The organism is Streptomyces sp. NPDC055955, from assembly GCF_042270245.1.
In the GTDB taxonomy this organism is placed as follows: domain Bacteria; phylum Actinomycetota; class Actinomycetes; order Streptomycetales; family Streptomycetaceae; genus Streptomyces.
Genome location: NZ_JBHJYS010000002.1, coordinates 231,254 through 254,851, shown reverse-complemented (window position 1 = coordinate 254,851; position 23,598 = coordinate 231,254). Strand labels below are relative to the sequence as shown.

Here is a 23,598-nt window from a genome sequence, read left to right as displayed (position 1 = left end):
TTCATGAGAACGACCACGGGGGAGCGGGCGTGAGCGCCCGCCTGCGGGGGATCGCGCAGCAGACGGAGGAGATCGTCGCGGCGGGGCGCTACACGGCGCCGGGCGGAGCGGTCGTGCCGATCGCGGCGGCGGTGGCCGCCGCGCGGGACGCGACACGCACGTACGGACCGGCTCCGGTCGAGGTGCCCGAGCCCGGCTGGCACGCGGACACGGCCGTCGAAGTCACCGCCGAGTCCAGCCTGGAGGCCGCACGCCGCCTGGTCACCGCCGGGCAGGACCCCGTCGCCGTCCTGAACTTCGCCTCGGCCCGCAACCCCGGCGGCGGCTATCTCAACGGCGCGCAGGCCCAGGAGGAAGCCCTGTGCCGGGCCTCGGCTCTCTACACGTGCCTGCTGCGGGCCCGCGATTTCTACGACCACCACCGCGAGAACCGCGACGCCTTCTACACGGACCGGGTCATCCACTCACCCGGCGTCCCCGTCTTCCGGGACGACCGCGGACGGCTGCTGGACGAGCCCTACACCGCGGGCTTCCTCACCTCACCCGCGCCGAACGCGGGCGTCATACGCCGCCGCACCCCGGAGCGGGCGGGCGAGATCGCGGGTGCTCTCGCGTCACGGGCGGAGCGGGTCCTGGAGACGGCCGCGGCCCACGGCTACCGGTGCCTCGTGCTCGGCGCCTGGGGCTGCGGGGTCTTCCAGAACGACCCGGCGCAGGTCGCCGCCGCGTTCCGGGCGCTCCTCGGCGAAGGCGGCCGGTTCGCGGGCCGTTTCGACCACATCGTGTTCGGCGTCCTGGACCGCACGCCGCACGCGCGGACCAGGACGGCCTTCGAGCGGGCCTTCGCGGCCCCGCCGGCGGTCAGCGCCAGCCGTACCGCTCCCTGAGGCGCAGCACCACGAGGTTGAACCGCATCCGGTCCAGGGCGCAGGCCTCGCGCCGCATGCCCCGCTCATGGACCCGCAGGACACGGTCGATCGCCACCCACGACTCGCGGCCCGCGGCGTCCCACGGCCCGGTGCCGATCGGCACCCACTCCCTGTCGTGGTCGTGCCGCTTGCTCGACAGCTGGACGGCGAGCAGCGTGCCGGCGGCCTCCCTGGCGACGACGAGCACGGGGCGGTCCTTGCCGCGGCCGTCGTTCTCCTCGAACGGCACCCACGTCCAGACGATCTCACCGGGATCCGGATCGCCGTCATGGGCGGGCGCGTACTCGGTGCGCACCCGGCCCACCTCGCGCGGCGCGGCCTCGACCGTGGCGGTGGCGCCGGCACGGCCGGGCTGCTCGTGGGCATGCGGGTCATCGATGAAGGCAGTCACGCGGGTCACGTTAGGCCCTGACTGGCCCAACCCGCAGAGCGGGCCCGGCCGGTGGGACACAGGCTCGGCGCATGAAGACCCACATATCCGCCCGAGCCGTACGACGCATACGTCGCCTGCGCCCGCGCCCCCTGCCCCTCCTCGCGCTCACGGGTGCCGCCGTCCTCGCTCTGTGCGGAGCCGCCCTCATCCCCGCCCGGGGCGGCGGCGCGCCACCACCCCGCACCGTCTCCGCCTGGCTTCCGTACTGGGATCAGGAAGGCGCCTACCAGGACGCCCTCGCGCACGCCGACCAGCTCCGCACCGTCAGCCCCTTCTGGTACGAGGCGAAGTCCGCGACCCGCGTCGACGGTCACCCCGGAGCGGGCGAGCGACGCATCATCGACGGGCTGCACGCCGCCGGCATCCAGGTCGTACCGACCGTGATGGAACAGATGAAGCCCGGCGCCCTCGCGGCGCTCCTCACCAGCCCGGACCGCCGCGCCGAACACATCGACGCACTCCTCGACCTCGTCGGCAGCCGCGCCTACGACGGGGTCGACCTCGACTACGAGTCCATCGCGTCGACCGGCGAAGCCGCCTACCGGGCCGTGGGCGCGGGCTACACCGCGCTCGTGAGCGACTTGTGCTCCCGGCTGCACGCGCTGGGCAAGCTGTGCTTCGCCACCGTCAACCCCAAGACGGCCACGACGGGACGCGTCTGGGACTATCGAAGCCTCGGCCAAGTGGCCGACAGCGTACGCATCATGGCCTACAACCTGCACTACGCCACGGGCACCCCGGGCCCGCTCTCCTCCACCTCCTGGTACGACGAGATCCTGCGCCGCGCCACGGCCGAGATCCCCGTGGAGAAGATCGAGATGGGCCTGCCCGCGTACGGCTGCGACTGGGCCGTGGGCAGCGACGCGGGCGCCCGGAACGTCACCTCGAGGGGCGCGGAGGTCCTGCGCGAGGCGGTCTACGCGCCCTACGGGCTCGACCCCGACTCGCAGACTCCGCATTTCACGTACGTGGAGGGCGACACCCTGCGCACGGTCTGGTACCAGGACGCGCGCGGCACCGAGGCGCACCTGCCCGTGCTGCGGCGCTACGGGGTCCACCACACGGTGCTGTGGGCCCTCGACTTCGAGGACCCGGGCTTGTGGGCGGTGCTCGCCCGTGGGGCCTGATCCGTTCCACGAACCGGCGCGCGACCCCGTGTGGTTCCGGGGCCACTTCTCGAACCAGCGCCGATCCGCTGCGAGTTGGGCCGTCGGCGAGATGGGCCGCGGCTCACTGGTCCCCGGCCCGAGCAACTGCGCGCCGACGGGGAGCGCCTCGCCGGTGCAGCCCGCGGGCACGTTCCGCCGGGCCGGCCGAGGACGTTCCACGGCCACGCGTTCGGGCGCGCCGCGATCATCGCCCGGTCGGTGCGCCGGCCGTTGAGTGGCGCCATCGTGCCGATACGGGGCGGGTGGGGCGGGGGAGCGGCCGTCGTCGGGGCGAGGACCACGTCGTACGTGCCGAAGACCGCGCCGACCCGGCGCTGCGGCGAGACCTCGGCGCGCCGGACGCGCCGCAGCGGAGCACCGCCCAGGACCCCTCCCGTCGTGGCGGACGCGGGCGGTCGCGGGCCCCACCGGTATGCCCGGCCGGGAACACGGCCGTAGCCGTCTGGAAGGATGCGGTGCGTCATGGTGCAGATACCGAAGCCGCAGTCCGCCCGCACATCACGGGAGTCCGCCGCGCCGAGCCCGGCGCCGACGAGCGCCGACGTCGCCCGCCTCGCCGGGGTCTCGCGCGCCACCGTCAGCTACGTCCTGAACAACACCAGCGCCGTCAGAATCAGCGAACCCACCCGGCGTCGCGTCCACGAGGCCGCGAAGGAGCTCGGCTATGTGCCGCACGCGGCGGCGCGCAGCCTGCGCGCCGGACACACCCGCATCGTCCTGATGCCCTCCCCGAGCGTCCCGGCCGGACCGCTCTACAACGCGTTCTTCAACGACCTCCAGTGGGCGCTGAGCCGTCTCGACTACACGGTCGTGCAGTACGGCAGCGTTGCTCTGCGCGGCGACGACGCGGCGCGCGCCTGGGCCGAGCTGCGCCCTGTCGCCGTCCTCACCCCTCCTGATCTGGGCACCGGGGGCATCGAGGTGCTCCGCCGCTCCGGCGCCAGGGCCGTCATCACGCTCGGCCCGGAGCGCGCGGAGGGCGCCCACGCGCTGCTCATGGACCACCGTGAGGTCGGCCGGAGCGCGGGCACCCACCTCGTCGAACGCGGCCGGCGCCGTATCGGCGTCGTCCTGCCGACGGAGCAGGGCCTCGACCACTTCGCGCGGCCGCGCCTCGACGGCGTACGCGACGCGGTCCTCGGCGCCGGCGCCGAGGTCTTCGAGCTGCCGCTCACGTACGACGAGGAGTCGGCGGCCCGACTGGTTCCGGAAATGGGCGAGTTGGGGCTCGACGCCGTGTTCGCGTACAACGACGAGTACGCGATGCTCCTGATGCGGGCGCTCCAGGACGCGGGCGTGGGCATCCCGGAGGAGACTGCTGTCATCGGGGCCGACGATCTGATGCTGGGGCGGCTGCTGCGGCCCCGACTGAGCACGGTCCGTATCGAGCTGCCGTCCGGGCGGGAACTCGCCGAGCTCGTCGACCGCCTGGTGCGCGAGCCGGGCGTCGTCACCGAGTCGCACGACATGCTCCGGGCTCGCGTCGTGGCCCGGCAGTCGACGTGAGGGCCGGGGCCGCACGGGGCCCACGCGACTAGGATGTTGCGTGCTCAACAACATGGGTCGGCGCACGGCCCCGCGCGCCGACCCAAAGATCAGTGACCGATCGGAGATCCGGCATGTCCCTGCTCGACCCGAAGACCTGGCAGGCCCGCCCGCTGTCGGGCGCTGAGCACGTGGTCACGGAGCCCGCCACGGGCGAGCGCCTCGCCACCGTCACACTCGCCTCCCCCGACGACGTCCGCGCCGCGGCGAGGGCCGCAGCGGCGGCCCAGGGCGACTGGGCCCGGCAGCCCCACTTCGCGCGCGCCGCCGTCCTGCGCCGCGCGGGCGACCTGTTCACCGAACACGCCGACGAGCTGCGCACCTGGCTCGTGCGCGAGTCGGGGTCCATCCCGGGCAAGGCCGACTTCGAGCTGCACGTCGCCGCGCAGGAGTGCTACGAGGCCGCCGCCCTCGCGTCCCGGCCCACCGGCCAGGTTCTGCCCAGCGAGGCGCCGCGCCTGTCGTACACACGCCGGGTCCCGGCCGGTGTCGTCGGTGTCATCGCCCCGTTCAACGCCCCGCTGATTCTCTCCATCCGCTCCGTCGCCCCGGCCCTCGCGCTCGGCAACGCCGTCGTCCTCAAGCCGGACCCGCGCACCGCGGTCTGCGGCGGGCTCGCCCTGGCGGCCGTCCTCGCCGCCGCGGGCCTGCCACAGGACGTCCTCCACGTCCTGCCCGGCGGGGCCGACGCCGGGCAGGCGCTCGTCGCCGACCCGGACGTCCCCGTCATCTCCTTCACCGGCTCCACCGGCGCGGGACGGGCCGTCGGCGAGGCCGCGGGGCGCCACCTCAAGCGGGCGCACCTGGAACTGGGCGGCAACTCCGCCCTGATCGTCCTGGCGGACGCCGACCTCGACGCCGTCATCTCCACCGCGGCCTGGGGCTCCTTCTTCCACCAGGGCCAGATCTGCATGACGACCGGCCGCCACCTCGTCCACGCCTCGCTCTACGAGGAGTATGTCGAACGCCTCGCCGCGAAGGCCGATTCCCTCGCCGTCGGCGACCCGCACCGCGACCAGGTCCACCTCGGCCCCGTCATCGACGCGGCCCAACTCGCCAAGATCCACGGCCTGGTGGAGGCCAGCACCGCCGCGGGGGCGAAGCTCGCCGCGGGCGGCACGCACCGCGACCTCTTCTACCGGCCGACGGTCCTCGCCGGCGTCGACGACAGCACCCCGGCGTACGCCGAGGAGGTCTTCGGCCCCGTCGCGCCCGTCCGGTCCTTCACCGACACCGACGAGGCGGCCGCGCTGGCCGCCGCGAGCCCGTACGGGCTCTCCCTCGGCATCGTCACCCGCGACCCGGCGCGCGGCCTCGACCTCGCCGAGCGCATCCCCACCGGCATCGTCCACATCAACGACCAGACGGTGAACGACGAGGCGGTCGCCCCGTTCGGCGGGGTCGCGGCGTCCGGCACGGGCGCCCGCTTCGGCGGCGAGGCGAACATCGAGGCGTTCACCGAGACCCGGTGGACGACGGTGCGCGGCGACGTGGCCGGCTATCCGTTCTGACTCCCACACGCGACCCGTTCCGCCCTCGCGCACGCGACCGGCTCGGGCCTTGCGCACGGATCGGCTCGGGCCTCGCGCACACGACCCGCTCTGCCCCCGCCCCCGCCCCCTGCCTGTGACCGTGAAACGGCCGCCGGGCCCGTACGGAGAGTACGGGCCCGGCGGCCGTCGGTATGGGGGTGGTGGCGTCAGGCCTGCTCGCCGCCCGCGCCCTCCTCGCCCGCCTTGGCCTGCTGCTCGGCGATCGACTTGCGCACCTCGTCCATGTCCAGCTTCCGGGCCTGGCCGATCACGTCGTCCAGGGCCTCCTGCGGAAGCGCCCCGGGCTGGGCGAACACGGCGACCTGGTCACGGACGATCATCAGCGTCGGGATCGACTGGATACCGAACGCCGACGCGAGCTCCGGCTGCGCCTCCGTGTCGATCTTCCCGAAGACCAGGTCCGGGTTGGCTTCCGCGGCCTTCTCGTAGACGGGCGCGAACTGCTTGCACGGCCCGCACCACGACGCCCAGAAATCGATCAGCACGAACCCGTTGTCCGTGACCGTCTGGTCGAAGTTCTCCTTGGTGAGCTCAACGGTGGTGCTGCTCATGATGTGCCCTCTTCCTGCTTCCTGGTTGCGGTGCTGAAGCCGCTGTACACAACGGTCCCGGTAATGGACGTATTCCGCGCGCGTACCCGTGTGGCCCCGGCGCACACCTGCGACCACACTGGGGCCCATGACGGATGAGAACACATACGACGTGGTGGTTCTGGGCGCCGGGCCGGTCGGGGAGAACGTCGCGGACCGGGCACGCGCGGCGGGCCTCAGCGCCGCGGTGGTGGAGAGCGAACTGGTCGGGGGCGAGTGCTCGTACTGGGCGTGCATGCCGAGCAAGGCACTGCTGCGCCCGGTCATCGCCCAGGCCGACGCGAGACGCCTGCCGGGCCTGAGGGAGTCCGTGCAGGGTCCTCTGGACGCGCCCGCCGTCCTCGCCCGCCGTGATGAGTACACCTCACACTGGAAGGACGACGGCCAGGTGAGCTGGCTGGAGTCCATCGGCGCCGACCTCTACCGGGGCAAGGGCCGCCTCGCGGGCCCCCGCCGGGTCACCGTCACCGGGCCCGACGGCACCGAGCACGTCCTCACCGCCCGCCACGCCGTCGCGGTCTGCACGGGCACGCGCGCCGCGGTGCCCGACCTCCCCGGCCTGGCCGACGTCGAGCCGTGGACGAGCCGCGAGGCCACCAGCGCGCAGAAGGCGCCGGGCCGCCTCGTCGTCGTGGGCGGCGGAGTCGTCGCCGCGGAGATGGCCACGGCCTGGCAGGCCCTCGGCTCGCAGGTCACGGTGCTCGTACGGGGACCGGGCCTGCTGCCCCGGATGGAACCCTTCGCCGGTGAGCTGGTCAGGCAGGCCCTCGTCGAGGCGGGCGCGGAGGTGCGGACCGGCGTTTCCGTCAAGGGAGTCACCCGTGAGGGCGGCACCGTCGTCACCACGTTGGACGACGGCTCGACCCTGGAGTCCGACGAGATCCTTTTCGCCACGGGCCGCGCGCCGCGCACGGACGACATCGGCTTGGAGACGGTCGGCCTCGAACCCGGCTCGTGGCTCACCGTCGACGACAGCCTCCGGGTCGAGGGCAGCACCTGGCTGTACGCGGTCGGGGACGTGAACCGTCGCGCGCTCCTCACCCACCAGGGCAAGTACCAGGCCCGTATCGCGGGCGCGGCCATCGCCGCCCGCGCCCAGGGCGTCCCGCTCCTGGAGACGGACCGCTGGGGTGCCCACGCGGCGACCGCCGACCACTCCGCTGTCCCGCAGGTCGTCTTCACCGACCCCGAGGCGGGCTCGGCCGGGCTCACCCTCGCGGAGGCCGAGGCGGCGGGCCACCGCGTCCGCGCCGTCGACTACGACATCGCCTCGGTGGCGGGCGCCGGGCTGTACGGCGACGGCTACCGCGGCCGCGCCCGCATGATCGTCGACCTCGACCGAGAGATCCTTCTGGGCGTCACCTTCGTCGGTCCGGGCGTCGGCGAACTCGTCCACTCGGCGACGGTCGCCGTCGCGGGAGAGGTCCCCATCGACCGCCTGTGGCACGTGGTCCCGTCCTATCCGACGGTGAGCGAGGTGTGGCTGAGGCTGCTGGAGACGTACCGCGGCTGAGGGACGTCCCCCTGCACGTGGCTGTCCGGGCGAGACACGATGCCCCCCGCCCGGACAGTCTCATCCAGAGTCAGGACGCGGAGAGTTCGCCGCGGACCGCGCGGGCCGCCGCGACCCGGTTATCCGGAGAAGCACGGGTCTCGGGCCGGCCGCGGAACTTCAGGCTGCAGTCGGGGTCGACCCACAGCCGCTCGGCGGGGATCGCCTCAAGTCCCTTGCGCACGCGCACGAATGGTTCACGCACGGGCAACGGGCAGGTCTTCGGACTCGCGGGCCCGTCCGTCCGGTGTCGGGCGGACACCTGCCGGCCGTCGCTTCCCAGCCCGATTCATCGGGCCGGTGTGTGTGACGGTGGTCGTTCCAGCTCACCGCTGCGGGGCAGTCCCGGATTCCCACCGGGTTCCCTCCTACGACGCTCCCGTCTGGTGGACGGGTGGAACCAGCCGCACCGGTCGCCCTACGCACGCGGTGCGGTCCGGCGCGAGCCCGCCCCGCACCGCGGACACCGGACGAGAAGGGGCCGCCCTCTGCATGCGGGTGCCGTGGTAGCTTTCCAAGGCCAGTCGAACTCATGCCCGTCTGCCCCGCATTGCGGGAACTCGGACAGGTATGTGTCAGGGAATCCGGTGCGAATCCGGAGCTGACGCGCAGCGGTGAGGGTGACGGGCGGAGCATCGGCCACTGGACGCACGCGGTCCGGGAAGGCGCCCCGTCCGGGTGATCCCGAGTCCGAAGACCTGCTGGCAGCCTTCGCGGGCTCCGGTCGGGGCGGCGGGGGAGACCGTGCGACCGGGCTCCGCGCATGAGCCCTCGACATCGAGGAAGTCCCCGTGCCCTTCGCGCACCCCGCCACGCGCCGTGGCTCCGCCCGCCTCATACCCCGTGCCGCGCTCACTCTCGCAGGGATGCTCGTCCTGGCCGCCTGCGGCGGCGAATCCGCCCGCACGCCCGCGGCCCAGGAGGGCGCCGCCGGCCATTCCGTCGTACTCGACAACTGCGGTGCACGGGTCGAGGTGAAAGCGGCGCCCGAGCGTGCCGTCTCTCTCGACCAGGGCTCGACCGAGATCCTGCTCGCCCTCGGCCTCGGCGACCGTATGGCCGGCACGGGAACCTGGACGGACCCGGTGATGAAGGGACTGGAGAAGGAGAACGCGAAGGTCGAGCGGCTCGCCGACCGTTATCCGTCCTTCGAGAAGGTCCTGGACGCCGAACCCGACTTCGTCGCCGCCTCGTTCGGCGCCACGCTGAGCAAGGGTGGAGTGGCGCCACGCGACCAGTTCGCGAAGCTGGGCGTTCCGGCCTACCTCTCGCCCTCCGACTGTGTCGGCAAGGACAACAGCGGTGGCGGCGACGGCGCCCGCACGAAGACCCTCGGGATGGAGACCGTCTACGGCGAAATCCGCGACCTCGCCGCCGTCTTCGACGTACGTGAACGGGGCGAGCGGCTCGTCTCCGCGCTCAAGGCCCGCGTGAAGAAGGCGACCGGCGGCATCGACGCCTCCCGCACGACCCTCCTGTACTGGTTCGCCAACTCCGACTCCCCCTACATGGCGGGCTGTTGCGGAGCGCCCGGCGTCATCACCCGTGAGGTGGGGGCGAAGAACGTCTTCGACGACACCCGCGACGAATGGCCCCAGATCAACTGGGAGACGGTCGCCGACCGGGACCCGGACGTCCTCGTCATCGGCGATCTCACGCGCCGCTCGCAGACCGCCGAATCCGCCGCCAAGAAGATCGAGTTCCTCGAGTCCAACGCCGTGACCAAGAACATGACCGCCGTGAAGAAGAAGCGGTACGTGCTGCTCAGTGGGCAGGCCATGAACCCGACGATCCGAACGGTGGAGGGCGTGGAGCAAGTCGCCGCGAAACTGCGGGCGTTCGGCCTCGCCGGATGAGCGTGGAAGCGTCGTCCCCACCCCTCGAGGCGCCCTCCGAGGTGCCCCCTGAGGCCGTGCCGTCACCCGCCGTCGGGAAGCCGCTTCATGCGGTGCGTGGCGTGCTCGCCTGGCCGACCGGTTTCGCGGTGCTCATCGTGTCCGTGGCCCTGGCCATCACCATCGGCCCGGCCGACATCGGGATGACCGATGTCTGGTCGGCCGTGGCCGCCCATTTCGGCCTGGCCGAACCGGAGTTGACCCCCATCCGCGACGGCATCGTGTGGAACCTGCGGCTGCCGCGCACGTTGCTGGCCGCCGTGTGCGGCGCGGGGCTCGCGGTGTGCGGCGCCGTGATGCAGTCGCTGCTGCGCAACCCGCTCGCCGACCCCTTCGTCCTCGGCGTCTCCTCCGGCGCCTCGACCGGCGCGGTCCTGGTCGTCGTACTCGGCGTCGGCGGCGGCGCCCTGTCGGTCTCGGGCGGCGCCTTCCTCGGCGCGGTCGTCTCCTTCGCGCTGGTACTGGCGCTCAGCCAGGTTCTCGGCGGTTCCACCGACCGTGTGGTGCTGTCCGGGGTGGCCGCCATGCAGCTGTTCTCCGCGCTCACCTCCGTCGTCGTACTGACCGCGGCGGATGCCGAGACGACGCGCGGCGTCCTGTTCTGGCTGCTCGGCTCGCTCAGCGGGGCGGGCTGGACCGACGTGCGGATGTGCCTGGCGCTGCTCGTGGCGGCGCTCGTGATCTGCGTCGCACACGCTCGTACGCTCGACGCCTTCGCGTTCGGGCGGGACGCCGCGGCGTCGCTCGGCGTGAACGTGGCCCGCACCCGCCTGCTCCTGCTGTGCACGACCGCCCTGCTCACGGCGGCACTGGTCAGCTCGGCCGGCGCGATCGGTTTCGTCGGCCTGGTGCTGCCGCATGCGGCGCGGGCCCTGGCGGGTCCGGGTCACGCGCGGCTGCTGCCGGTGACGGCGCTGGCGGGCGCGGTCTTCCTCGTGTGGGTGGACACGCTCGCCCGCACCGTCCTCGACCCGCAGGAGGTGCCGGTCGGCGTGGTGACCTCGCTGATCGGCGTACCGGCCTTCGTGCTCGTCCTTCACCGCACCCGGAGTCTGCGCCGATGACCGTTCCGACGATGCGCACCCACGGAACCGCCGACGGGCTGCGGGCCGACCGGGTCCGCCGTGAAACCGGCGGACACCTCATCCTGGACGGTGTGAGCGTGCACCCGGCGCCCGGAGGTGTCACGGGCCTCATCGGACCCAACGGCTCGGGCAAGACCACGCTCCTGCGCCTGCTCGCCGGCATCATCTCTCCCCAGGCCGGAGTCGTGACCCTGGACGGCGCACCGCTGAGCGCCGTCGGCCGCAGGGACTTCGCGCGCCGCGTCGCCGTGGTCGAGCAACAGGCCGACACGCAGGTCGAGTTGACGGTCGAGGACGTCGTACGTCTGGGCCGCGTCCCGCACCGCAGGGCATGGATGCCACCGTCGGCGCAGGACGAGGAGGCTGTGCGTTCCGCGCTCGCCCGCACGGATCTCACCGACCGGGCGCACCGGCACTGGCACACCCTCTCCGGCGGTGAGCGCCAGCGTGTCCAGATCGCCCGCGCCCTCGCGCAGCGGCCCCGCGAACTCCTCTTGGACGAACCGACCAACCACCTCGACATCCAGCACCAGTTGGACCTCCTCGACCTCCTCACGGAACTCCGGCTCACCAGCGTCATCGCCCTGCACGACCTCAACCTGGCCGCGATGTACTGCGATCAGCTCGTCGTGCTCCGTCAGGGGTGTGTGATCGCGGCCGGCGCCCCCGGTGACGTACTCACCGAGGAGCTCATAGAGCGGGTCTACGGAGTGCGCGCGACCGTCTTCCCGGCCGCCGAGCCGGGCGAGCGCCCGTACATCCGGTTCCTGAGGGCGTCCGACCCCTGAGACGGCACTGCCATACCGAGCACCAGGCCTCCTGGTGGCGAGCATGAGCAAGATCACGGCGAGCGGCCCGGTCTTGGCCGTGCGCCCCTTACGCGGTACGGTCTGACCGATATTGACGACGGCAACGCGGAAGCCGGTGGGAATCCGGCACGGTCGCGCCACTGTGAGTCGAGTCACCAGCCCGGACGGGCGGGGCCTCGAGAGTCAGACCCGCAGCTGTCGTATTTGTGCACCACCGAGATGGGACGCGAACTCCCAGAGGAGGTCCTGCCATGGCGCAGACCGTCGCGCAGCCGACAGCCACCACCCCCGTTCTTCCCGCAGCCCTGCCCCTGAAGGCGATTGCCCCTTGGGCTGCCTTCTTCGGCATCCTGATGCTGGTCCTGCTCTACTTCGTCGGCGCCGAACAGGGCGCCACCGCCGTCGTCTCCGGCGAGGGTGTTCATGAATGGGTGCACGACGCCCGCCACCTGCTCGGCTTCCCCTGCCACTGACGAGGGACGCCGCACAGCTCATGAACTCCACAACAGTGAGAAACCTCCTCGTACGGGGCATGCTCGCCGGCCTGGCCGCCGGTCTGCTCGCCCTGGCCGTCGCCTACCTCCTCGGCGAACCCAGTGTCGACAGCGCCATCGGCTACGAGGAGGCCCACGCACCCGCGCACCATCACGAGGTCGAACTCGTCAGCCGCAGCATGCAGTCCACCGCGGGCCTCGCCACCGGCATCCTGCTCTACGGGGTCGCCTTCGGCGGAATCGCCGCCCTCGCGTACTGCTTCGCGCTCGGCCGCGTCGGCCGCTTCACCCCGCGCGCCACGGCCCTCCTGCTCTCCGGCACGGCCCTGCTCGCCGTGTACGTCGTGCCGTTCCTGAAGTACCCCGCCAACCCGCCGTCCGTCGGCGATCCCGGCACCATCAGCGAGCGCACGACGCTGTACTTCCTGATGATGCTGCTCAGCGCGCTCCTCGCCGTCGCCGCGGTGATCATCGGGAAACGTCTCGCTCCCCGTCTGGGCACCTGGTACGCCACCGTGGCAGCGGTCGCGTGCTTCGTCCTCGCGATCGGGCTCGCGTACGCGTTCCTGCCGGTCGTCAACGAGGTACCGAGGGAGTTCCCCGCGGCGCTGCTGTGGCGGTTCCGCACCTCGGCCCTCGCCATCCAGCTCACTCTGTGGACCGGATTCGGCCTGATCTTCGGCGAGTTGGCGCAGCGTCAGCTCGCCCCGCGCACCGGGACGGTCCCGTCCGGCAACGCAACTCCCGTACCCCACTGAGAGAACCCGCGCCACCAGACCCGAGCAGGCGATCACGTGCGGAGGGCCGCCGGAAGTGTCCGGTCGGCCCTCTCGCTTTCTTCCGAGGGCGGAGACCCGCGTGGCCAGACACCCCCAACCGCGCCACATCACACTCGGCGGCCGCGAGGCGGTCGCGCTGACCCTGGAGGAGTACGAGCAACTGATCGCCGGCAGACGGCAGATCGGCGGCCAGAGCGCCCGTGTACGTGTCCTTGCGCAGCGGGTGAAGGAGAGTGAGGAGCTGCTGCGGGAGATCGAGGCACTGGTCGGCTGTCCGTCGCACGGCTGCCACGGCCTGCGGGACCGAGGGGGGAGCGAGGGGCGCGGCGGTGAGGTGGGCGAACGCGCGGGAGCGACAGACACCGACTGTCTGCGGTGTGCGCTCTCGGCTCTGCTCCTGCGCCATCGCAAGTCGACGGGCCTTCCTCCGGGAGCCGACGGCGAGAGTTGCTGCTCACCGCCGAGCCGGTAGGGGCAGAGAGTTGCTGCTCACCGCTGAGCCGGTAGAGGGCGAGACCCGGTGGAAGTCAGTCCTCGACGCCGTCCTCGGCAGAGCCCAGCGCCCGCCCGAGCCGAAGGTTCCACCGCCCGGAGCGCCCGCTGACGTCGGTCGCCGTCAGCGGCGGTACGTCGAGCCGCCAGAACGCCGGCCCGGGCGCGTCGAGGATCTCGACGGCCACGGCCCGCGCGACCTCCGGCTCCACCACGGCGAGCGTCCGCCCGTCGAACTCCGCCGACGCCTCCAGCCAGCGCGCGACCCGTTCGCACAGAGCCCTTACGGACTCCCCACCGTGCGGCGCGGCACCGAGGTCGGAGAGCCACAGGGCGATGCCGGCCGGGTCCTCGGCGCTCACCTCGTCGAGTGTCAGGCCCCGCCAACGGCCCACGTCGAGCCCGGCCAGCTCCGGCGCCTCGACGGCATCGAGGCCGAGCGCCTTCGCCGTCTCCCGGCAGCGCACGGTGGGGGACACCCACACCCGGTCGGCCGCGGGCAGGGCGCCGCCCGCCGCCCGCGCTCGTGCGGCGGCGCTCGCGTCGAGCGAGCACCCGTGGTCGAACCGGGCCTCCCGCAGAGCCCGGCTCGTGGCGGCAGAGATCAAGGTGACGCGACTGGTCACGGGCTGAGCCCCTCCTCGATGTGTGGGGCGACGCGCCATGCCCGCCCGGTCCGCTCCCGGCGCGCCTAAGAACGCGGCTCGCGTTCCTTCTTGACGGCGCGCAGGACCACGAACTTCGGGTCGCTGGCGATGAGTTCGCTGTTGCCGAACAGGCGCCGCAGCTTCACGTGGTAGCCGAGGTGGCGGTTGCCGATGACCCACAGCTCACCGCCCGGACGCAGCGCGTCCCGCGCGTCGGAGAACATGCGCATGGCCGTGGCGGCGGTCGTCGCCTGGTGCGAGTGGAACGGCGGATTGTTCAGGACGAGGTCCGCGCTGCCCGCCGGGAACTCCGCGAGACCGTCGCCCACGAGGAACTCCGCCCTCGCCTCGGGGTGTTCGGAGGGGTCGATGTTCGCCCGGTAGGTCGCCTCGGCCGACGCCACCGCCTGGAACGACTCGTCGGTGAACACGATCTCGGCGCGCGGGTTCTCCAGCGCCATGGCCGTACCGACGACGCCGTTGCCGCAGCCCAGGTCCACGACGCGCTCGGCGCCCTCGCTGCGGGGCAGGTGCTGGAGCAGGAACCGGGTGCCGATGTCGAGACGCTCCGCGCAGAACACACCGGCGTGGTTGGTGACGGTCCGGCCCGACACGGGGCCGACCTCGTCGGGCAGGGCGTAGGTGTGCGGCCACGGGTTCCGCGGCCGGGCGAGCGCCGGGTACGGCGTCGTGAAGATGAGCCGCGCCTTCTTCTCGGCGAGGGAGGTGCGGGTCGGGCCGATGATCCGCTCGAACAGCTTCAGCGTTGAGGTGTGGATCTCCTTGACCATGCCGGTGCCGATCACCACGGTGTCGTCGTGGACGGCGGGCGCGATGCGGTGCAGCTGGTCCTCGAGAAGCGCCAGGCTCTTGGGGACGCGTACGAGCAGCACGTCCACCCGCTCCGGCGGGGTGTCCTGGGTGGTCAGCAGGCGTACCGCGTTCTCGCCGAAGCCGGCCCGGTCGAGGTTGGCGCGCGTCGCGCGCTGCCCGAGGTACGAGTCGGAGATCGCGGTCGGCCGGTCGCAGTGCCCGGCCAGAGCCGTGGCCAGGGCGCCCCACCGGTCGCCGATCACGACCACCGACCCCGACAGATCGGCGGCGCTGTCGGCGAGATGCCGCAGCAGGTACTCGTCCGCGGCATCCCATGCGCGCAGCGTGTCGCGGGGATCCTCGGGGAAGCGGGCGAGGTCGAACTCGCCCCATGACGTCTCGAAACGGTTGCTCATCGTCCCGCCAGGCTAGCGGAGGTGCAGATCAGCGAGGCCGGGGGCGGGGCCGTGGCGAGGCCGATCCGGGGCCGACCGACCCAGCGGCCGGCCCCTGCCGTACGGCTCACGCGTCCTGGGTGTACGGCTCGGGCGTCCCCGGCCGTACGGCTCACGCGTCGCCGAAGTCGCCCGCGAACGCGGCCGCCATCCGCAGATGCGGTCCCGCCTCCTCGTGACGTCCCTGGCGCTCCAGGGTGCGGCCCAGCATGAGACGGGCGTAGTGCTCGACGGGATCACGCTCGACGACCGTGCGCAGCTCGGCCTCGGCGCGGCCCAGTTGAGCCGAGTGGTAGTACGCGCGGGCCAGCAGCAGCCGCGCAGCCACCTGCTCGGGAATCTCGGCGACGAGGTCGTCGAGGATCTGCGCCGCGAGCGTGTACTCCTTGGCGTCGAAGAACTTCCGGGCGCGCTCCCAGCGCTCCGCCGGGGTGCCCTGCGTGTAGTAGTCGGTCGTGTTCACCACTGGTGCCTCCTCGATCGCTCCCAACGGCACGGACCCGGCGCATATTCCTTCCCGGTGAGCGCGCGGGTCCACCCGTACGCGGGCCTGACGGGACGGCCCGGACGGGTCTAGGTTGTGAGCCATGAGCAATCTTGATCGCGAGGCGGAGCCGACCGTGTGCGGGGGCCGGGGCTTCGTCGTGGCGGAGCCCGTACGAGAACTTCTCTCCCCCCGGCGCGTGAAGCTCGGCGAGTCCACCGAGGTCCGCAGGCTCCTTCCGAACCTGGGCCGCCGCATGGTGGGAGCCTGGGCCTTCGTCGATCACTACGGGCCCGACGACATCGCCGACGAACCCGGCATGCAGGTGCCGCCGCACCCCCACATGGGACTGCAGACGGTGAGCTGGCTGCACGAGGGGGAGGTCCTGCACCGCGACTCCACGGGCAGCCTCCAGACGATCAGGCCCCGCGAGCTGGGACTCATGACGTCCGGGCGTGCCATCAGTCACTCGGAGGAGAGCCCGCGCCCGCACGCCCGCCTTCTGCACGGGGCGCAGCTGTGGGTCGCCCTGCCCGACAGCCACCGCCACACGGAGCCCCGCTTCGAGCACCACGCCGACCTGCCCAGGGTCACGGCCCCCGGTCTGAGCGCGACGCTGATCCTCGGCGAGCTCGACGGCGCCGTGTCGCCCGGCAGCACGTACACGCCCATCGTCGGAGCGGACCTCAGCCTCACGCGCGGCGCGGATCTCAGCGTCCCCCTCGAGCCGGACTTCGAGTACGCGGTCCTGTCCATGTCGGGCGAGGCCCACATCGACGGCGTCCCGGTCCTGCCCGGCTCCATGCTCTACCTGGGCTGCGGCCGCGGCGAACTCCCCCTGCGCGCCGAGTCGGACGCGTCCCTCATGCTCCTCGGCGGCGAGCCGTTCGACGAGGAGCTCATCATGTGGTGGAACTTCATCGGCCGGTCGCAGGACGACATCACCCAGGCCCGGGAGGACTGGATGAGCGGGTCGAGGTTCGGAGAGGTGAAGGGGTACGACGGGGAGCCACTGGCTGCGCCTCAGTTGCCGCCTGTGCCGCTGAAACCCCGAGGCCGGGTGCGTTGAACGGCCTCTTTGCGGCGTGAACCACGCGGGGCCGGGCAGACGGCGAAGTCGATCGGCACAGTGACCCGGTCGGCGCCCGACCGTCTGAGCTGACGTTTCGGGGCTCCCGGCCGGGAGCCCCGACCAGGACGGGCCGGCAACCCCTGTGTCACCGGCCGATCACGCGGACGCTTCGGTCTCCAGTCGGCAGCGCACGTCGACGACGCCCTCCACAGCACGGGTGAGACGTGCTGCCACGGGGATCAGACGGCCGTCCCGAACCTGCCCCGTCAGGGTCGCGATGCCATGGGTGACGGTGACCTTGATGTGGTGGTGGGACATCGGAAAGAGGTGGTTCACCACCGTGCGGCGAATTTCGTCTGCAAGTTCGTCGTCGGAGCGGAGGAAGACCTTGAGGAGGTCGGCGCGGCTGACGATGCCCTTCAACGTGCCGCCGGCGTCGACCACAGGAAGGCGCTTGACGCGGTGGTCGGCCATGAGCCGTGCTGCCTGAGGGAGGGCCGTGTCCGGATGGACCGTGATCGCGGGAGCGGTCATGAGGTCCTCGGCACGTGTGGATCCCGCCTTGGCGGTCGCGCTGAGATTCCGCATCTGTTCGACAAGGCCGGGGCGATGTCCGTGGAACTCCTCCTTCGGAAGGAGATCCGCCTCCGAGACCACACCGACGACGCGGCCCTCGCCCTTGACGACCGGCAAGGCGGTGATCTTCCACCGTTCCATGGCGGTCACGATCTCCTTGAACGTGGCGTCGAGGGCTACGGCGATGACTTTCCTGGTCATGACGTCGTCGACGGTGTACGGGGTGGAGGGCATCGCTCTGTCCTCAGGAAGCGTCGGCGAGCGGCCGGCCGCTGGCGTAGGGGCCGAACATGTCCAGCAGACGGCTTCGAGATGCGGACAGCCGGTCGGCGATCACCGCGGCGACACCCGTCGCAACGGAGCGCCCCACTACGGGGTCCGCGGCGCACAGTTCGCGCACGGCCCGAGCGTCGAATTCCAGGGCTCCGACGGCGTGGGTGGCGGTGGCGCCGAGGTGCCAGGTGTAGGGCGGGAGCATCCAGGACCAGCCGAGCAGGTCGCCGGGTCCGAGTGCTGCCACGACGGCTGCCTTGCGCCCGGGGACATGCATGTCGAGCGCGACGGTGCCGTACTCGATGATCCAGAACCGGTCGGCGCGCATGTGCTCCTCGAAGATGCGGCTCCCCGCGGGGAAGTCCACATGGTGCGAGTGGGCGAGCAGGGCCTCGCGTACCTCCGGTGACATGTCGGTCAGCAGATTCCTCATCGTGCTCATGTCGTCCTCCAGCCCTTTCCCTCCTCAGATTGGGCTTGCCGCTGCGGCTTCGGGAGGGCCTCGCGGTACCTACCGCAGGGACCGTTCGGCCCTGGTCGGCGGACCGTGACGCCTTTGCCCGAGCGGGGTACGACGGCGACCCGGCCCGGTTTTCGGACGGTGCGGTCACGGAGCGTGCGGGCTGCCGTCTCCGGGATCGACGCACGGCGGCCGGCATCCCGGTTGCGGCGGCGCAGATCGGCGAAACCCTGGGAGAAGCCGCAGTCGACAAGGATCCTCGCGTGATCGCCCTCGACCACGAGCATGCCGCCGGGGACGGTCCGCACCCCACCCAGGAACCGCGGTGAGGCGGGGCGGGCGGAAGGGGCCGATGCGGAGTCGGCCGCATCGGACAGGGAGGTGCCGCTTTCCGGCAGGCGCGGATTCCGCCGTCCCAGGGCGCACAGCGCTCGGGATGGGCCGGGCCGTCCCAGGCGGGGGACCGTCCGGCCCATGCGCGTCGGGCCGCGGGCAGTCAGGCTGGCTGTGACCCGAACCGGACGGGGCGAAGAGGCCCGTACCGGACGAGGAGAGCAAGAAGGGAAGGGCCCGTCATGAAGGCACTCGTCTTCCACGGACCGGGACAGACGTCCTGGCAGGACGTTCCGGACCCGGGCATCAAGGACCGCACCGACGCGGTGGTCCGCGTGGACGCCGTCACCATCTGCGGCACTGACCTTCACATCGTCAAGGGCGATCTGCCCGAGGTGACCCCGGGCCGCATCCTGGGCCACGAGGCGGTCGGCACGGTCGTCGAGACCGGTGACGACGTGGGCACCCTCCGCCCCGGCGACAGGGTGCTGATGTCCTGCATCTCCTCCTGCGGCCGCTGCCGGTTCTGCCGCGAACAGCGCTACGGCCAGTGCCGGGGAGGCGGGGGCTGGGTGCTGGGCCACACCATCGACGGCACCCAGGCGGAATACGTCCGGGTCCCCTTCGCCGATCTGTCCGTGTACCCGCTGCCCGCCGCCGTCGACAGCTACGACGCGGTACTTCTTGCCGACATCTTTCCCACGTCGTACGAGGTGGGTGTCCTGAACGCGGGAGTGCGGCCCGCAGACACGGTGGTCGTGGTCGGCGCGGGGCCCATCGGACTGGCTGCTGTCGTCACCGCCCAGCTGTACAGCCCCGGGCGGATCATCGCGATCGACCTTGCCGATTCCCGGCTGGCTGCGGCCCGGTCCCTCGGAGCGGACGCGACGGTCAGCGCGGACGAAGAGCCAGAAGGCCTCGTCGAGGACCTGACCGACGGGCTCGGAGCCGATGTCGTCATGGAGGCCGTCGGCGTGCCGGAGGCCTTCGAGATGTGCACGCGCATGGTCCGTCCTGGTGGCCGCGTCGCCAACATCGGTGTCCACGGCAAGCCGGCCACCCTCCACCTCGAAGACCTGTGGATCAAGGACGTCACCCTCACCACCGGACTCGTCGACACCTCCTCGACCCCGATGCTGCTGAAGATGATGGCGGCCGAGCGGCTGCCGGCCGCCCCACTGATCACGCACCGCTTCGAACTCGGACAGATGGAGGAGGCGTACGACGTCTTCTCCCACGCCGCCGAGACCGGGGCCCTCAAAGTGGCGCTGGGCGGCCCCCAGCACAACACCGTCACCCTGCCGAACGAGGGGATGTGAACCTCATGCCCAGCACCACGCCCAAGCCCGTCCGTGCCGAGGTCCAGGAAGCCGGACACACCGACCTGGGCCGACGGATAGCGGCCCGGCGCAAGGAACTCGGACTCACCCGCCAGCAGGTCGGCAGCCGCAGTGGAGTGGACGCCGGCTTCATCGCCTACCTGGAGGAGCATTCCGCGGCGCCCGGCAGCGGGTCACTCGTACGGATCGCCGACGCGCTCGGAACGACCGTCGCCGAACTGACCGGAGCGACGACCGAGCAACCGCCCGGCCAGGGGCCGGCTCCACGTGACTCCGAACTCGTCGCGCTCAGCGAGGCGGAGTGCCGCCGTCTGCTGTCGACGCACGGCATCGGTCGCGTGGCGGTGTTCACCCGTGACGGTCCGGTCATCTTTCCGGTCAACTACGTCGTCTCCGGGAGCGAGATCGCGTTCCGTACCTCGTGGGAATCACTGCTGGCCGGTGCCGCCGGCGCCCGTGTGGCCTTCGAGGTCGACCACATCGACGACGCGATGGAACAGGGCTGGAGCGTCCTGGCCGTCGGTGAGGCCGCCGGGGTCACCGACGAGCAGGCGATCCGGCGGCTGAACGCGACAGCACGCTCTCTGCCGTGGGCGGGCGGTGACCGCAAGTACTGGATGTCGGTCGTCCCCAGCCGGATCACCGGCCGCCGCGTGGTGCATCGATGATTTCGATACGCGCCGTGGTCTTCGACACCGACGGGGTCCTGCTCGACTCCGCGGTACTGCACGCGGAGGCCTGGAAAGCCGCCTTCGACGCCTGCCTGGACGCATGGGCTTCGCGCGGCGCGAAGCAGCGGCCCTTCGACGCCGATCGTGAATACCGTGAACTGGTCGACGGCAAGCCCCGTTTCGACGGCGCGCTCGCCTTCCTGACCGCCCGCGGGCTGGACCTTCCCCGGGGCACCCCCGATGACCTGCCGGGCTTCGACACGGTGTGGGCGGTCGCCGCCTACAAGGAGCGGCTCTTCACCCAGGCGATCGGCGTCCGGGCCGTCGCCCCCTTCCCCGAGGCCGCCCCGGTGCTGAACGAGCTGCGGCACAAGGGCATCCGGTGCGCGGCCGTCTCCGCCTCCCGGCACGCGCGCGCCCTGCTGAAAGCGGCCCGGTTGGACGATCTCTTCGACGCGTCGGTGGACGGCGGGGACGCCGCCCGGCTCGCCCTGGCCGGCAAACCGGATCCCGCGCTCTTCCTCGAAGCGGCGGCGCGGCTGGGCACGGCCGCCCGGAGCACGGCGGTCGTGGAGGACGCCGCAGCCGGGGTCGAGGCGGGGAGCCGCGGAAGGTTCGGCCTGGTCGTGGGCATCGACCGGTCGCCCGACGGACACATGTCAGACAGCCTCACCGCGCGCGGGGCAGACCTCGTGCTCGCGGATCTCACGTCGCTGCCGACCGTTCTGCGCGGGTACAAGCCGTGACGGCCTCGTGGACGTGGGAGTTCGGCGAGTACGACCCCAAGCAGGAAAAGCTCGTCGAGGCCCTGTGCACACTCGGCAACGGCCGCTTCGCCACGCGGGGTTCGGCACCCGAGACGGTGGCCGACGCCGTTCACTCCCCGGGAACGTATCTCGCGGGCTGCTACAACCGGCTCGTCTCGTCCGTGGGAGGCACCACGGTCGCCAATGAGGACATGGTCAACCTGCCGGACTGGACGGCCCTGCGCTATCGCTGCGTGCCGGAGGGAGCATCGCCGGGTGAGTGGCTGACACCCGACCACTCCACCGTTCGTCACTGCCGGGTATCCCTCGACATGCGGCGCGGCACCCTCACACGGCGCATGCTCCTCCAGGACTCGCAGGGCCGCCGGACCGGTGTCACACACACGAGACTCGTCCACATGGGTGACCCGTACCTCGCCGCTCAGCGCACGGTGTTCCGCGCGTACGGATGGAGCGGCACGCTCGTCGTCGAGTCCGTCCTCGACGGAGACGTGGCGAACACGGGCGTGGAGCGCTACCGCGCCCTCGCCGGCCGTCATCTCACCGACCATCACGTCGGCGTCGAACCGGAAGGTGTGGCGTGGCTGGGCTGTACGACATCGTCGTCCCGGATCCGGATCGGACTGGCGGTACGCACCTTCTCACTGCCCGTCGGAGCCAGGGCGGTGTCCTGCACCGACAGAGCCACCGTCCAGACCTTCACACTGCCGATCTCCCGGGAACGACCCGTCATGGTGGTGAAAGCCGCGGCTCTGTACACATCCCTCGACCGTCCCGCGGCGGATCCGCTGCGCGAGTCCGTGGACCATGCCACACAAGCACCGGGATTCCCCGCGCTGCTCACCACACATCACGCCGCCTGGGAACGGCTGTGGACCGAGGGGGAGTTGGAGACCCCGGGAGAGACGGGACACATCGTGCGCCTGCACGCCTTCCACCTCCTGCAGACGCTGTCCCCGCTCACCGCGGACCTGGACGTGGGAGTGCCGGCCCGGGGCCTGCACGGAGAGGCCTACCGGGGGCACATCTTCTGGGACGAGCTCTTCGTCCTGCCCTACCTCTCTCTGCACTTTCCGGAGGTGGCCCGCTCGCTGCTCATGTACCGGCACCGCCGACTGCCCGCGGCCCGTGACGCGGCACGGCGATCCGGGTTCGCCGGTGCGATGTTTCCTTGGCAGAGCGCCGGTTCGGGCCGCGAAGAGACACAGACGATGCACCTCAACCCCCGCTCCGGGAGGTGGCTGCCCGACCACTCCCACCTTCAGCGCCACGTCGGATCCGCCATCGCGTGGAATGTCTGGCGTTACGGTCAGGCGACCGGCGACACCGGGTTCATGCACGGACCCGGTGCCGACCTCCTGCTCGACATCGCCCGCTACTGGGCTGACGCCGCCGTCTACGATCCCGCGTCGCGACGCTACCGGATCAGGGGTGTCCTGGGGCCGGACGAGTACCACGATGCCTACCCGAAGGCCGATGGCCCGGGAATCGACGACAACGCCTACACGAACGTGGCGGCCGCGTGGGTCCTCGCTCGCGCACTCGAACTCACCGCTGAACTGCCCGGTGCCCGCCGCGCTGAACTGCTGGGGCAGCTCGGCATCGACGGCGAGGGCCTGGAGCGCTGGCGGGACATCACCCACCGTCTCCACGTGCCGTTCCACAGCGGTGTCATCAGCCAGTTCGAGGGATACGGAAGCCTGGAGGAACTGGACTGGGAGTCCTACCGGGCCCGCTACTCCGACATCCGCCGGCTCGACCGGATCCTCGAAGCCGAGGGAGACACGGTCAACCGCTACAAGGCGTCGAAACAGGCAGACACCCTCATGCTCGGCTATCTCTTCCGTCCAGCGGAGCTGTACGACCTCTTCACCCGGCTCGGCTACCGCCTGGACGACGACACCTGGCGGGCAACCGTCTCCTACTACCTCGACCGGACCAGCCATGGTTCGACGCTGAGCAGCGTGGTGCACGGCTGGGTGCTCGCCCGCCAACAAGGCCGGAAAGCCTGGGAGTTCTGCCGGGAGGCCCTGCTGAGTGACGTCACCGACATCCAGGGCGGCACGACGGGCGAAGGGATCCACCTGGGCGCCATGGGAGGAACGCTCGACCTCGTCGAGCGGGGCGTGGTCGGACTGGAGGCCTGTGCGACGGGTCTTCGCATGGACCCTGTCCCACTCGGTGACGTATCTCCCGCTGCCTTCACCTTCTGCTATCGGGGGCACCGCGGTGTACGCGTCAGGTTCCTGCCCGGACGGTGCGGCATCAGTGTGCCCCCGTCGTCGTCGAGCCCCCTCCACCTCGTCCTGCCGGACGGGCGCGAGATGGACGTGGCTCCGGGAACGCAAGGGTGGTTCCGCCTGCCCCGGCACTGACCGAGTG

At 71.7% G+C, this 23,598-nt stretch carries 23 protein-coding genes, 2 pseudogenes and 3 riboswitches; of the genes and pseudogenes, 16 read left to right on the top strand and 9 right to left on the bottom strand.

Annotated features, from left to right (window positions below):
- The first annotated feature begins 29 nt into the window (after window positions 1-29).
- Window positions 30-887 carry a TIGR02452 family protein gene (locus ACFC96_RS04455; protein WP_376610167.1) on the top strand — a complete coding sequence of 286 codons (858 nt, stop codon included), beginning with the start codon at window positions 30-32 and terminating at the stop codon, window positions 885-887.
- Here the strand turns inward: ACFC96_RS04455 and ACFC96_RS04450 are convergent.
- Window positions 862-1,320, bottom strand: a complete 459-nt coding sequence (locus ACFC96_RS04450) for a type II toxin-antitoxin system PemK/MazF family toxin (RefSeq protein WP_376254459.1) — start codon at window positions 1,318-1,320, stop codon at window positions 862-864. The two genes, ACFC96_RS04455 and ACFC96_RS04450, sit on opposite strands and share 26 nt — an antisense overlap.
- Window positions 1,321-1,391: 71 nt before the next feature.
- On the opposite strand from ACFC96_RS04450, the gene ACFC96_RS04445 reads away from it, so the two are divergent.
- Window positions 1,392-2,489: a glycosyl hydrolase family 18 protein gene (locus ACFC96_RS04445; RefSeq protein ID WP_376610165.1), complete on the top strand. Its 1,098-nt coding sequence runs from the start codon at window positions 1,392-1,394 to the stop codon at window positions 2,487-2,489.
- A 39-nt stretch (window positions 2,490-2,528) separates the two neighbouring features.
- Here the strand turns inward: ACFC96_RS04445 and ACFC96_RS04440 are convergent.
- A pseudogene (locus ACFC96_RS04440) lies at window positions 2,529-2,929 on the bottom strand (amidase family protein); the annotation flags it as partial.
- A 64-nt stretch (window positions 2,930-2,993) separates the two neighbouring features.
- Here ACFC96_RS04440 and ACFC96_RS04435 point away from each other — a divergent pair.
- Together ACFC96_RS04435 and ACFC96_RS04430 are read left to right on the top strand one after the other, a co-directional pair.
- Window positions 2,994-4,037 carry a LacI family DNA-binding transcriptional regulator gene (locus tag ACFC96_RS04435; RefSeq protein WP_376610163.1) on the top strand — a complete coding sequence of 348 codons (1,044 nt, stop codon included), beginning with the start codon at window positions 2,994-2,996 and terminating at the stop codon, window positions 4,035-4,037.
- Window positions 4,038-4,150: 113 nt separating this feature from the next.
- A complete protein-coding gene (locus tag ACFC96_RS04430; protein ID WP_340456840.1) occupies window positions 4,151-5,587 on the top strand; it encodes an aldehyde dehydrogenase family protein in 1,437 nt (478 codons plus the stop codon).
- Window positions 5,588-5,775: 188 nt separating this feature from the next.
- Here ACFC96_RS04430 and trxA read toward each other — a convergent pair whose 3' ends face one another.
- Entirely contained in the window at window positions 5,776-6,180 is a 405-nt protein-coding gene (gene trxA, locus ACFC96_RS04425) for a thioredoxin (protein WP_376254450.1), read from the bottom strand.
- A 127-nt stretch (window positions 6,181-6,307) separates the two neighbouring features.
- Here trxA and ACFC96_RS04420 point away from each other — a divergent pair, with 127 nt between their 5' ends.
- Complete coding sequence (locus ACFC96_RS04420) at window positions 6,308-7,732, top strand: dihydrolipoyl dehydrogenase family protein (protein WP_376610161.1); 1,425 nt, start codon at window positions 6,308-6,310, stop codon at window positions 7,730-7,732.
- A 70-nt stretch (window positions 7,733-7,802) separates the two neighbouring features.
- Here the strand turns inward: ACFC96_RS04420 and ACFC96_RS04415 are convergent.
- A pseudogene (locus tag ACFC96_RS04415) lies at window positions 7,803-7,955 on the bottom strand (hypothetical protein); the annotation flags it as partial.
- Window positions 7,956-7,966: 11 nt separating this feature from the next.
- Window positions 7,967-8,200, bottom strand: a riboswitch (cobalamin riboswitch).
- 90 nt (window positions 8,201-8,290) lie between these two features.
- Window positions 8,291-8,492: riboswitch (cobalamin riboswitch) on the top strand.
- A 70-nt stretch (window positions 8,493-8,562) separates the two neighbouring features.
- Here ACFC96_RS04415 and ACFC96_RS04410 point away from each other — a divergent pair.
- The 6 genes from ACFC96_RS04410 to ACFC96_RS04385 all read left to right on the top strand — a co-directional run bounded on the left by ACFC96_RS04410 (window position 8,563) and on the right by ACFC96_RS04385 (window position 13,305).
- Window positions 8,563-9,627, top strand: coding sequence for an ABC transporter substrate-binding protein (locus ACFC96_RS04410; RefSeq protein ID WP_376254446.1), 1,065 nt, complete (start codon window positions 8,563-8,565; stop codon window positions 9,625-9,627).
- Window positions 9,624-10,730 carry a FecCD family ABC transporter permease gene (locus ACFC96_RS04405; protein WP_376610159.1) on the top strand — a complete coding sequence of 369 codons (1,107 nt, stop codon included), beginning with the start codon at window positions 9,624-9,626 and terminating at the stop codon, window positions 10,728-10,730. Before ACFC96_RS04410 ends, ACFC96_RS04405 begins: the two co-directional genes overlap by 4 nt.
- Window positions 10,727-11,539, top strand: a complete 813-nt coding sequence (locus ACFC96_RS04400) for an ABC transporter ATP-binding protein (protein ID WP_376610157.1) — start codon at window positions 10,727-10,729, stop codon at window positions 11,537-11,539. The genes ACFC96_RS04405 and ACFC96_RS04400 overlap by 4 nt, the downstream gene beginning before the upstream one ends.
- A gap of 76 nt (window positions 11,540-11,615) precedes the next feature.
- Window positions 11,616-11,772, top strand: a riboswitch (cobalamin riboswitch).
- 39 nt (window positions 11,773-11,811) lie between these two features.
- Complete coding sequence (locus ACFC96_RS04395; protein WP_340456845.1) at window positions 11,812-12,033, top strand: CbtB-domain containing protein; 222 nt, start codon at window positions 11,812-11,814, stop codon at window positions 12,031-12,033.
- 20 nt (window positions 12,034-12,053) lie between these two features.
- The gene (locus tag ACFC96_RS04390) at window positions 12,054-12,812 is read left to right on the top strand and encodes a CbtA family protein (RefSeq protein ID WP_376610155.1); all 759 of its coding nucleotides are present in this window, start codon (window positions 12,054-12,056) and stop codon (window positions 12,810-12,812) included.
- A 100-nt stretch (window positions 12,813-12,912) separates the two neighbouring features.
- A complete protein-coding gene (locus ACFC96_RS04385) occupies window positions 12,913-13,305 on the top strand; it encodes a hypothetical protein (protein ID WP_376610153.1) in 393 nt (130 codons plus the stop codon).
- Between the two features lie 55 nt (window positions 13,306-13,360).
- Here ACFC96_RS04385 and ACFC96_RS04380 read toward each other — a convergent pair whose 3' ends face one another.
- From ACFC96_RS04380 to ACFC96_RS04370, 3 genes are all read right to left on the bottom strand, one after another.
- Window positions 13,361-13,951, bottom strand: a complete 591-nt coding sequence (locus ACFC96_RS04380) for a histidine phosphatase family protein (RefSeq protein ID WP_376610151.1) — start codon at window positions 13,949-13,951, stop codon at window positions 13,361-13,363.
- A 65-nt stretch (window positions 13,952-14,016) separates the two neighbouring features.
- Window positions 14,017-15,201 (bottom strand): methyltransferase, encoded by a 1,185-nt coding sequence (locus tag ACFC96_RS04375; protein WP_376254429.1) that lies wholly within the window; start codon window positions 15,199-15,201, stop codon window positions 14,017-14,019.
- A 151-nt stretch (window positions 15,202-15,352) separates the two neighbouring features.
- Window positions 15,353-15,706: a tetratricopeptide repeat protein gene (locus tag ACFC96_RS04370; RefSeq protein WP_376254427.1), complete on the bottom strand. Its 354-nt coding sequence runs from the start codon at window positions 15,704-15,706 to the stop codon at window positions 15,353-15,355.
- Window positions 15,707-15,827: 121 nt separating this feature from the next.
- Here ACFC96_RS04370 and ACFC96_RS04365 point away from each other — a divergent pair, with 121 nt between their 5' ends.
- Window positions 15,828-16,793, top strand: a complete 966-nt coding sequence (locus tag ACFC96_RS04365; protein WP_340456852.1) for a pirin family protein — start codon at window positions 15,828-15,830, stop codon at window positions 16,791-16,793.
- A 159-nt stretch (window positions 16,794-16,952) separates the two neighbouring features.
- Here ACFC96_RS04365 and ACFC96_RS04360 read toward each other — a convergent pair whose 3' ends face one another.
- Entirely contained in the window at window positions 16,953-17,606 is a 654-nt protein-coding gene (locus tag ACFC96_RS04360; RefSeq protein ID WP_376610149.1) for a CBS domain-containing protein, read from the bottom strand.
- Window positions 17,607-17,616: 10 nt separating this feature from the next.
- Window positions 17,617-18,087 carry a cyclic nucleotide-binding domain-containing protein gene (locus ACFC96_RS04355; protein ID WP_376610147.1) on the bottom strand — a complete coding sequence of 157 codons (471 nt, stop codon included), beginning with the start codon at window positions 18,085-18,087 and terminating at the stop codon, window positions 17,617-17,619.
- A gap of 593 nt (window positions 18,088-18,680) precedes the next feature.
- Here ACFC96_RS04355 and ACFC96_RS04350 point away from each other — a divergent pair.
- From ACFC96_RS04350 to ACFC96_RS04335, 4 genes are read left to right on the top strand one after another with little or no spacing between them, the layout of a single operon-like run.
- The gene (locus ACFC96_RS04350; RefSeq protein WP_376610145.1) at window positions 18,681-19,757 is read left to right on the top strand and encodes a zinc-dependent alcohol dehydrogenase family protein; all 1,077 of its coding nucleotides are present in this window, start codon (window positions 18,681-18,683) and stop codon (window positions 19,755-19,757) included.
- Window positions 19,758-19,762: 5 nt separating this feature from the next.
- Window positions 19,763-20,446: a helix-turn-helix domain-containing protein gene (locus ACFC96_RS04345; protein WP_376610143.1), complete on the top strand. Its 684-nt coding sequence runs from the start codon at window positions 19,763-19,765 to the stop codon at window positions 20,444-20,446.
- A complete protein-coding gene (locus ACFC96_RS04340; protein ID WP_376610141.1) occupies window positions 20,443-21,195 on the top strand; it encodes an HAD family hydrolase in 753 nt (250 codons plus the stop codon). Before ACFC96_RS04345 ends, ACFC96_RS04340 begins: the two co-directional genes overlap by 4 nt.
- Entirely contained in the window at window positions 21,192-23,591 is a 2,400-nt protein-coding gene (locus ACFC96_RS04335) for a glycoside hydrolase family 65 protein (RefSeq protein ID WP_376610139.1), read from the top strand. The genes ACFC96_RS04340 and ACFC96_RS04335 overlap by 4 nt, the downstream gene beginning before the upstream one ends.
- The last annotated feature ends 7 nt before the right edge of the window (window positions 23,592-23,598 follow it).

Excerpts from the sequence above, each read along its gene's own strand:
- ACFC96_RS04340 (WP_376610141.1), top strand. The coding sequence starts at position 20,443 with ATGATTTCGATACGCGCCGTGGTCTTCGACACCGACGGGGTCCTGCTC.
- ACFC96_RS04435 (WP_376610163.1), top strand. The coding sequence starts at position 2,994 with ATGGTGCAGATACCGAAGCCGCAGTCCGCCCGCACATCACGGGAGTCC.
- ACFC96_RS04355 (WP_376610147.1), bottom strand. The coding sequence starts at position 18,087 with ATGAGCACGATGAGGAATCTGCTGACCGACATGTCACCGGAGGTACGC.
- ACFC96_RS04445 (WP_376610165.1), top strand. The coding sequence starts at position 1,392 with ATGAAGACCCACATATCCGCCCGAGCCGTACGACGCATACGTCGCCTG.
- ACFC96_RS04360 (WP_376610149.1), bottom strand. The coding sequence starts at position 17,606 with ATGCCCTCCACCCCGTACACCGTCGACGACGTCATGACCAGGAAAGTC.
- ACFC96_RS04420 (WP_376610161.1), top strand. The coding sequence starts at position 6,308 with ATGACGGATGAGAACACATACGACGTGGTGGTTCTGGGCGCCGGGCCG.
- trxA (WP_376254450.1), bottom strand. The coding sequence starts at position 6,180 with ATGAGCAGCACCACCGTTGAGCTCACCAAGGAGAACTTCGACCAGACG.
- ACFC96_RS04405 (WP_376610159.1), top strand. The coding sequence starts at position 9,624 with ATGAGCGTGGAAGCGTCGTCCCCACCCCTCGAGGCGCCCTCCGAGGTG.
- ACFC96_RS04430 (WP_340456840.1), top strand. The coding sequence starts at position 4,151 with ATGTCCCTGCTCGACCCGAAGACCTGGCAGGCCCGCCCGCTGTCGGGC.
- ACFC96_RS04390 (WP_376610155.1), top strand. The coding sequence starts at position 12,054 with ATGAACTCCACAACAGTGAGAAACCTCCTCGTACGGGGCATGCTCGCC.
- ACFC96_RS04400 (WP_376610157.1), top strand. The coding sequence starts at position 10,727 with ATGACCGTTCCGACGATGCGCACCCACGGAACCGCCGACGGGCTGCGG.
- ACFC96_RS04350 (WP_376610145.1), top strand. The coding sequence starts at position 18,681 with ATGAAGGCACTCGTCTTCCACGGACCGGGACAGACGTCCTGGCAGGAC.
- ACFC96_RS04365 (WP_340456852.1), top strand. The coding sequence starts at position 15,828 with ATGAGCAATCTTGATCGCGAGGCGGAGCCGACCGTGTGCGGGGGCCGG.
- ACFC96_RS04345 (WP_376610143.1), top strand. The coding sequence starts at position 19,763 with ATGCCCAGCACCACGCCCAAGCCCGTCCGTGCCGAGGTCCAGGAAGCC.
- ACFC96_RS04375 (WP_376254429.1), bottom strand. The coding sequence starts at position 15,201 with ATGAGCAACCGTTTCGAGACGTCATGGGGCGAGTTCGACCTCGCCCGC.
- ACFC96_RS04395 (WP_340456845.1), top strand. The coding sequence starts at position 11,812 with ATGGCGCAGACCGTCGCGCAGCCGACAGCCACCACCCCCGTTCTTCCC.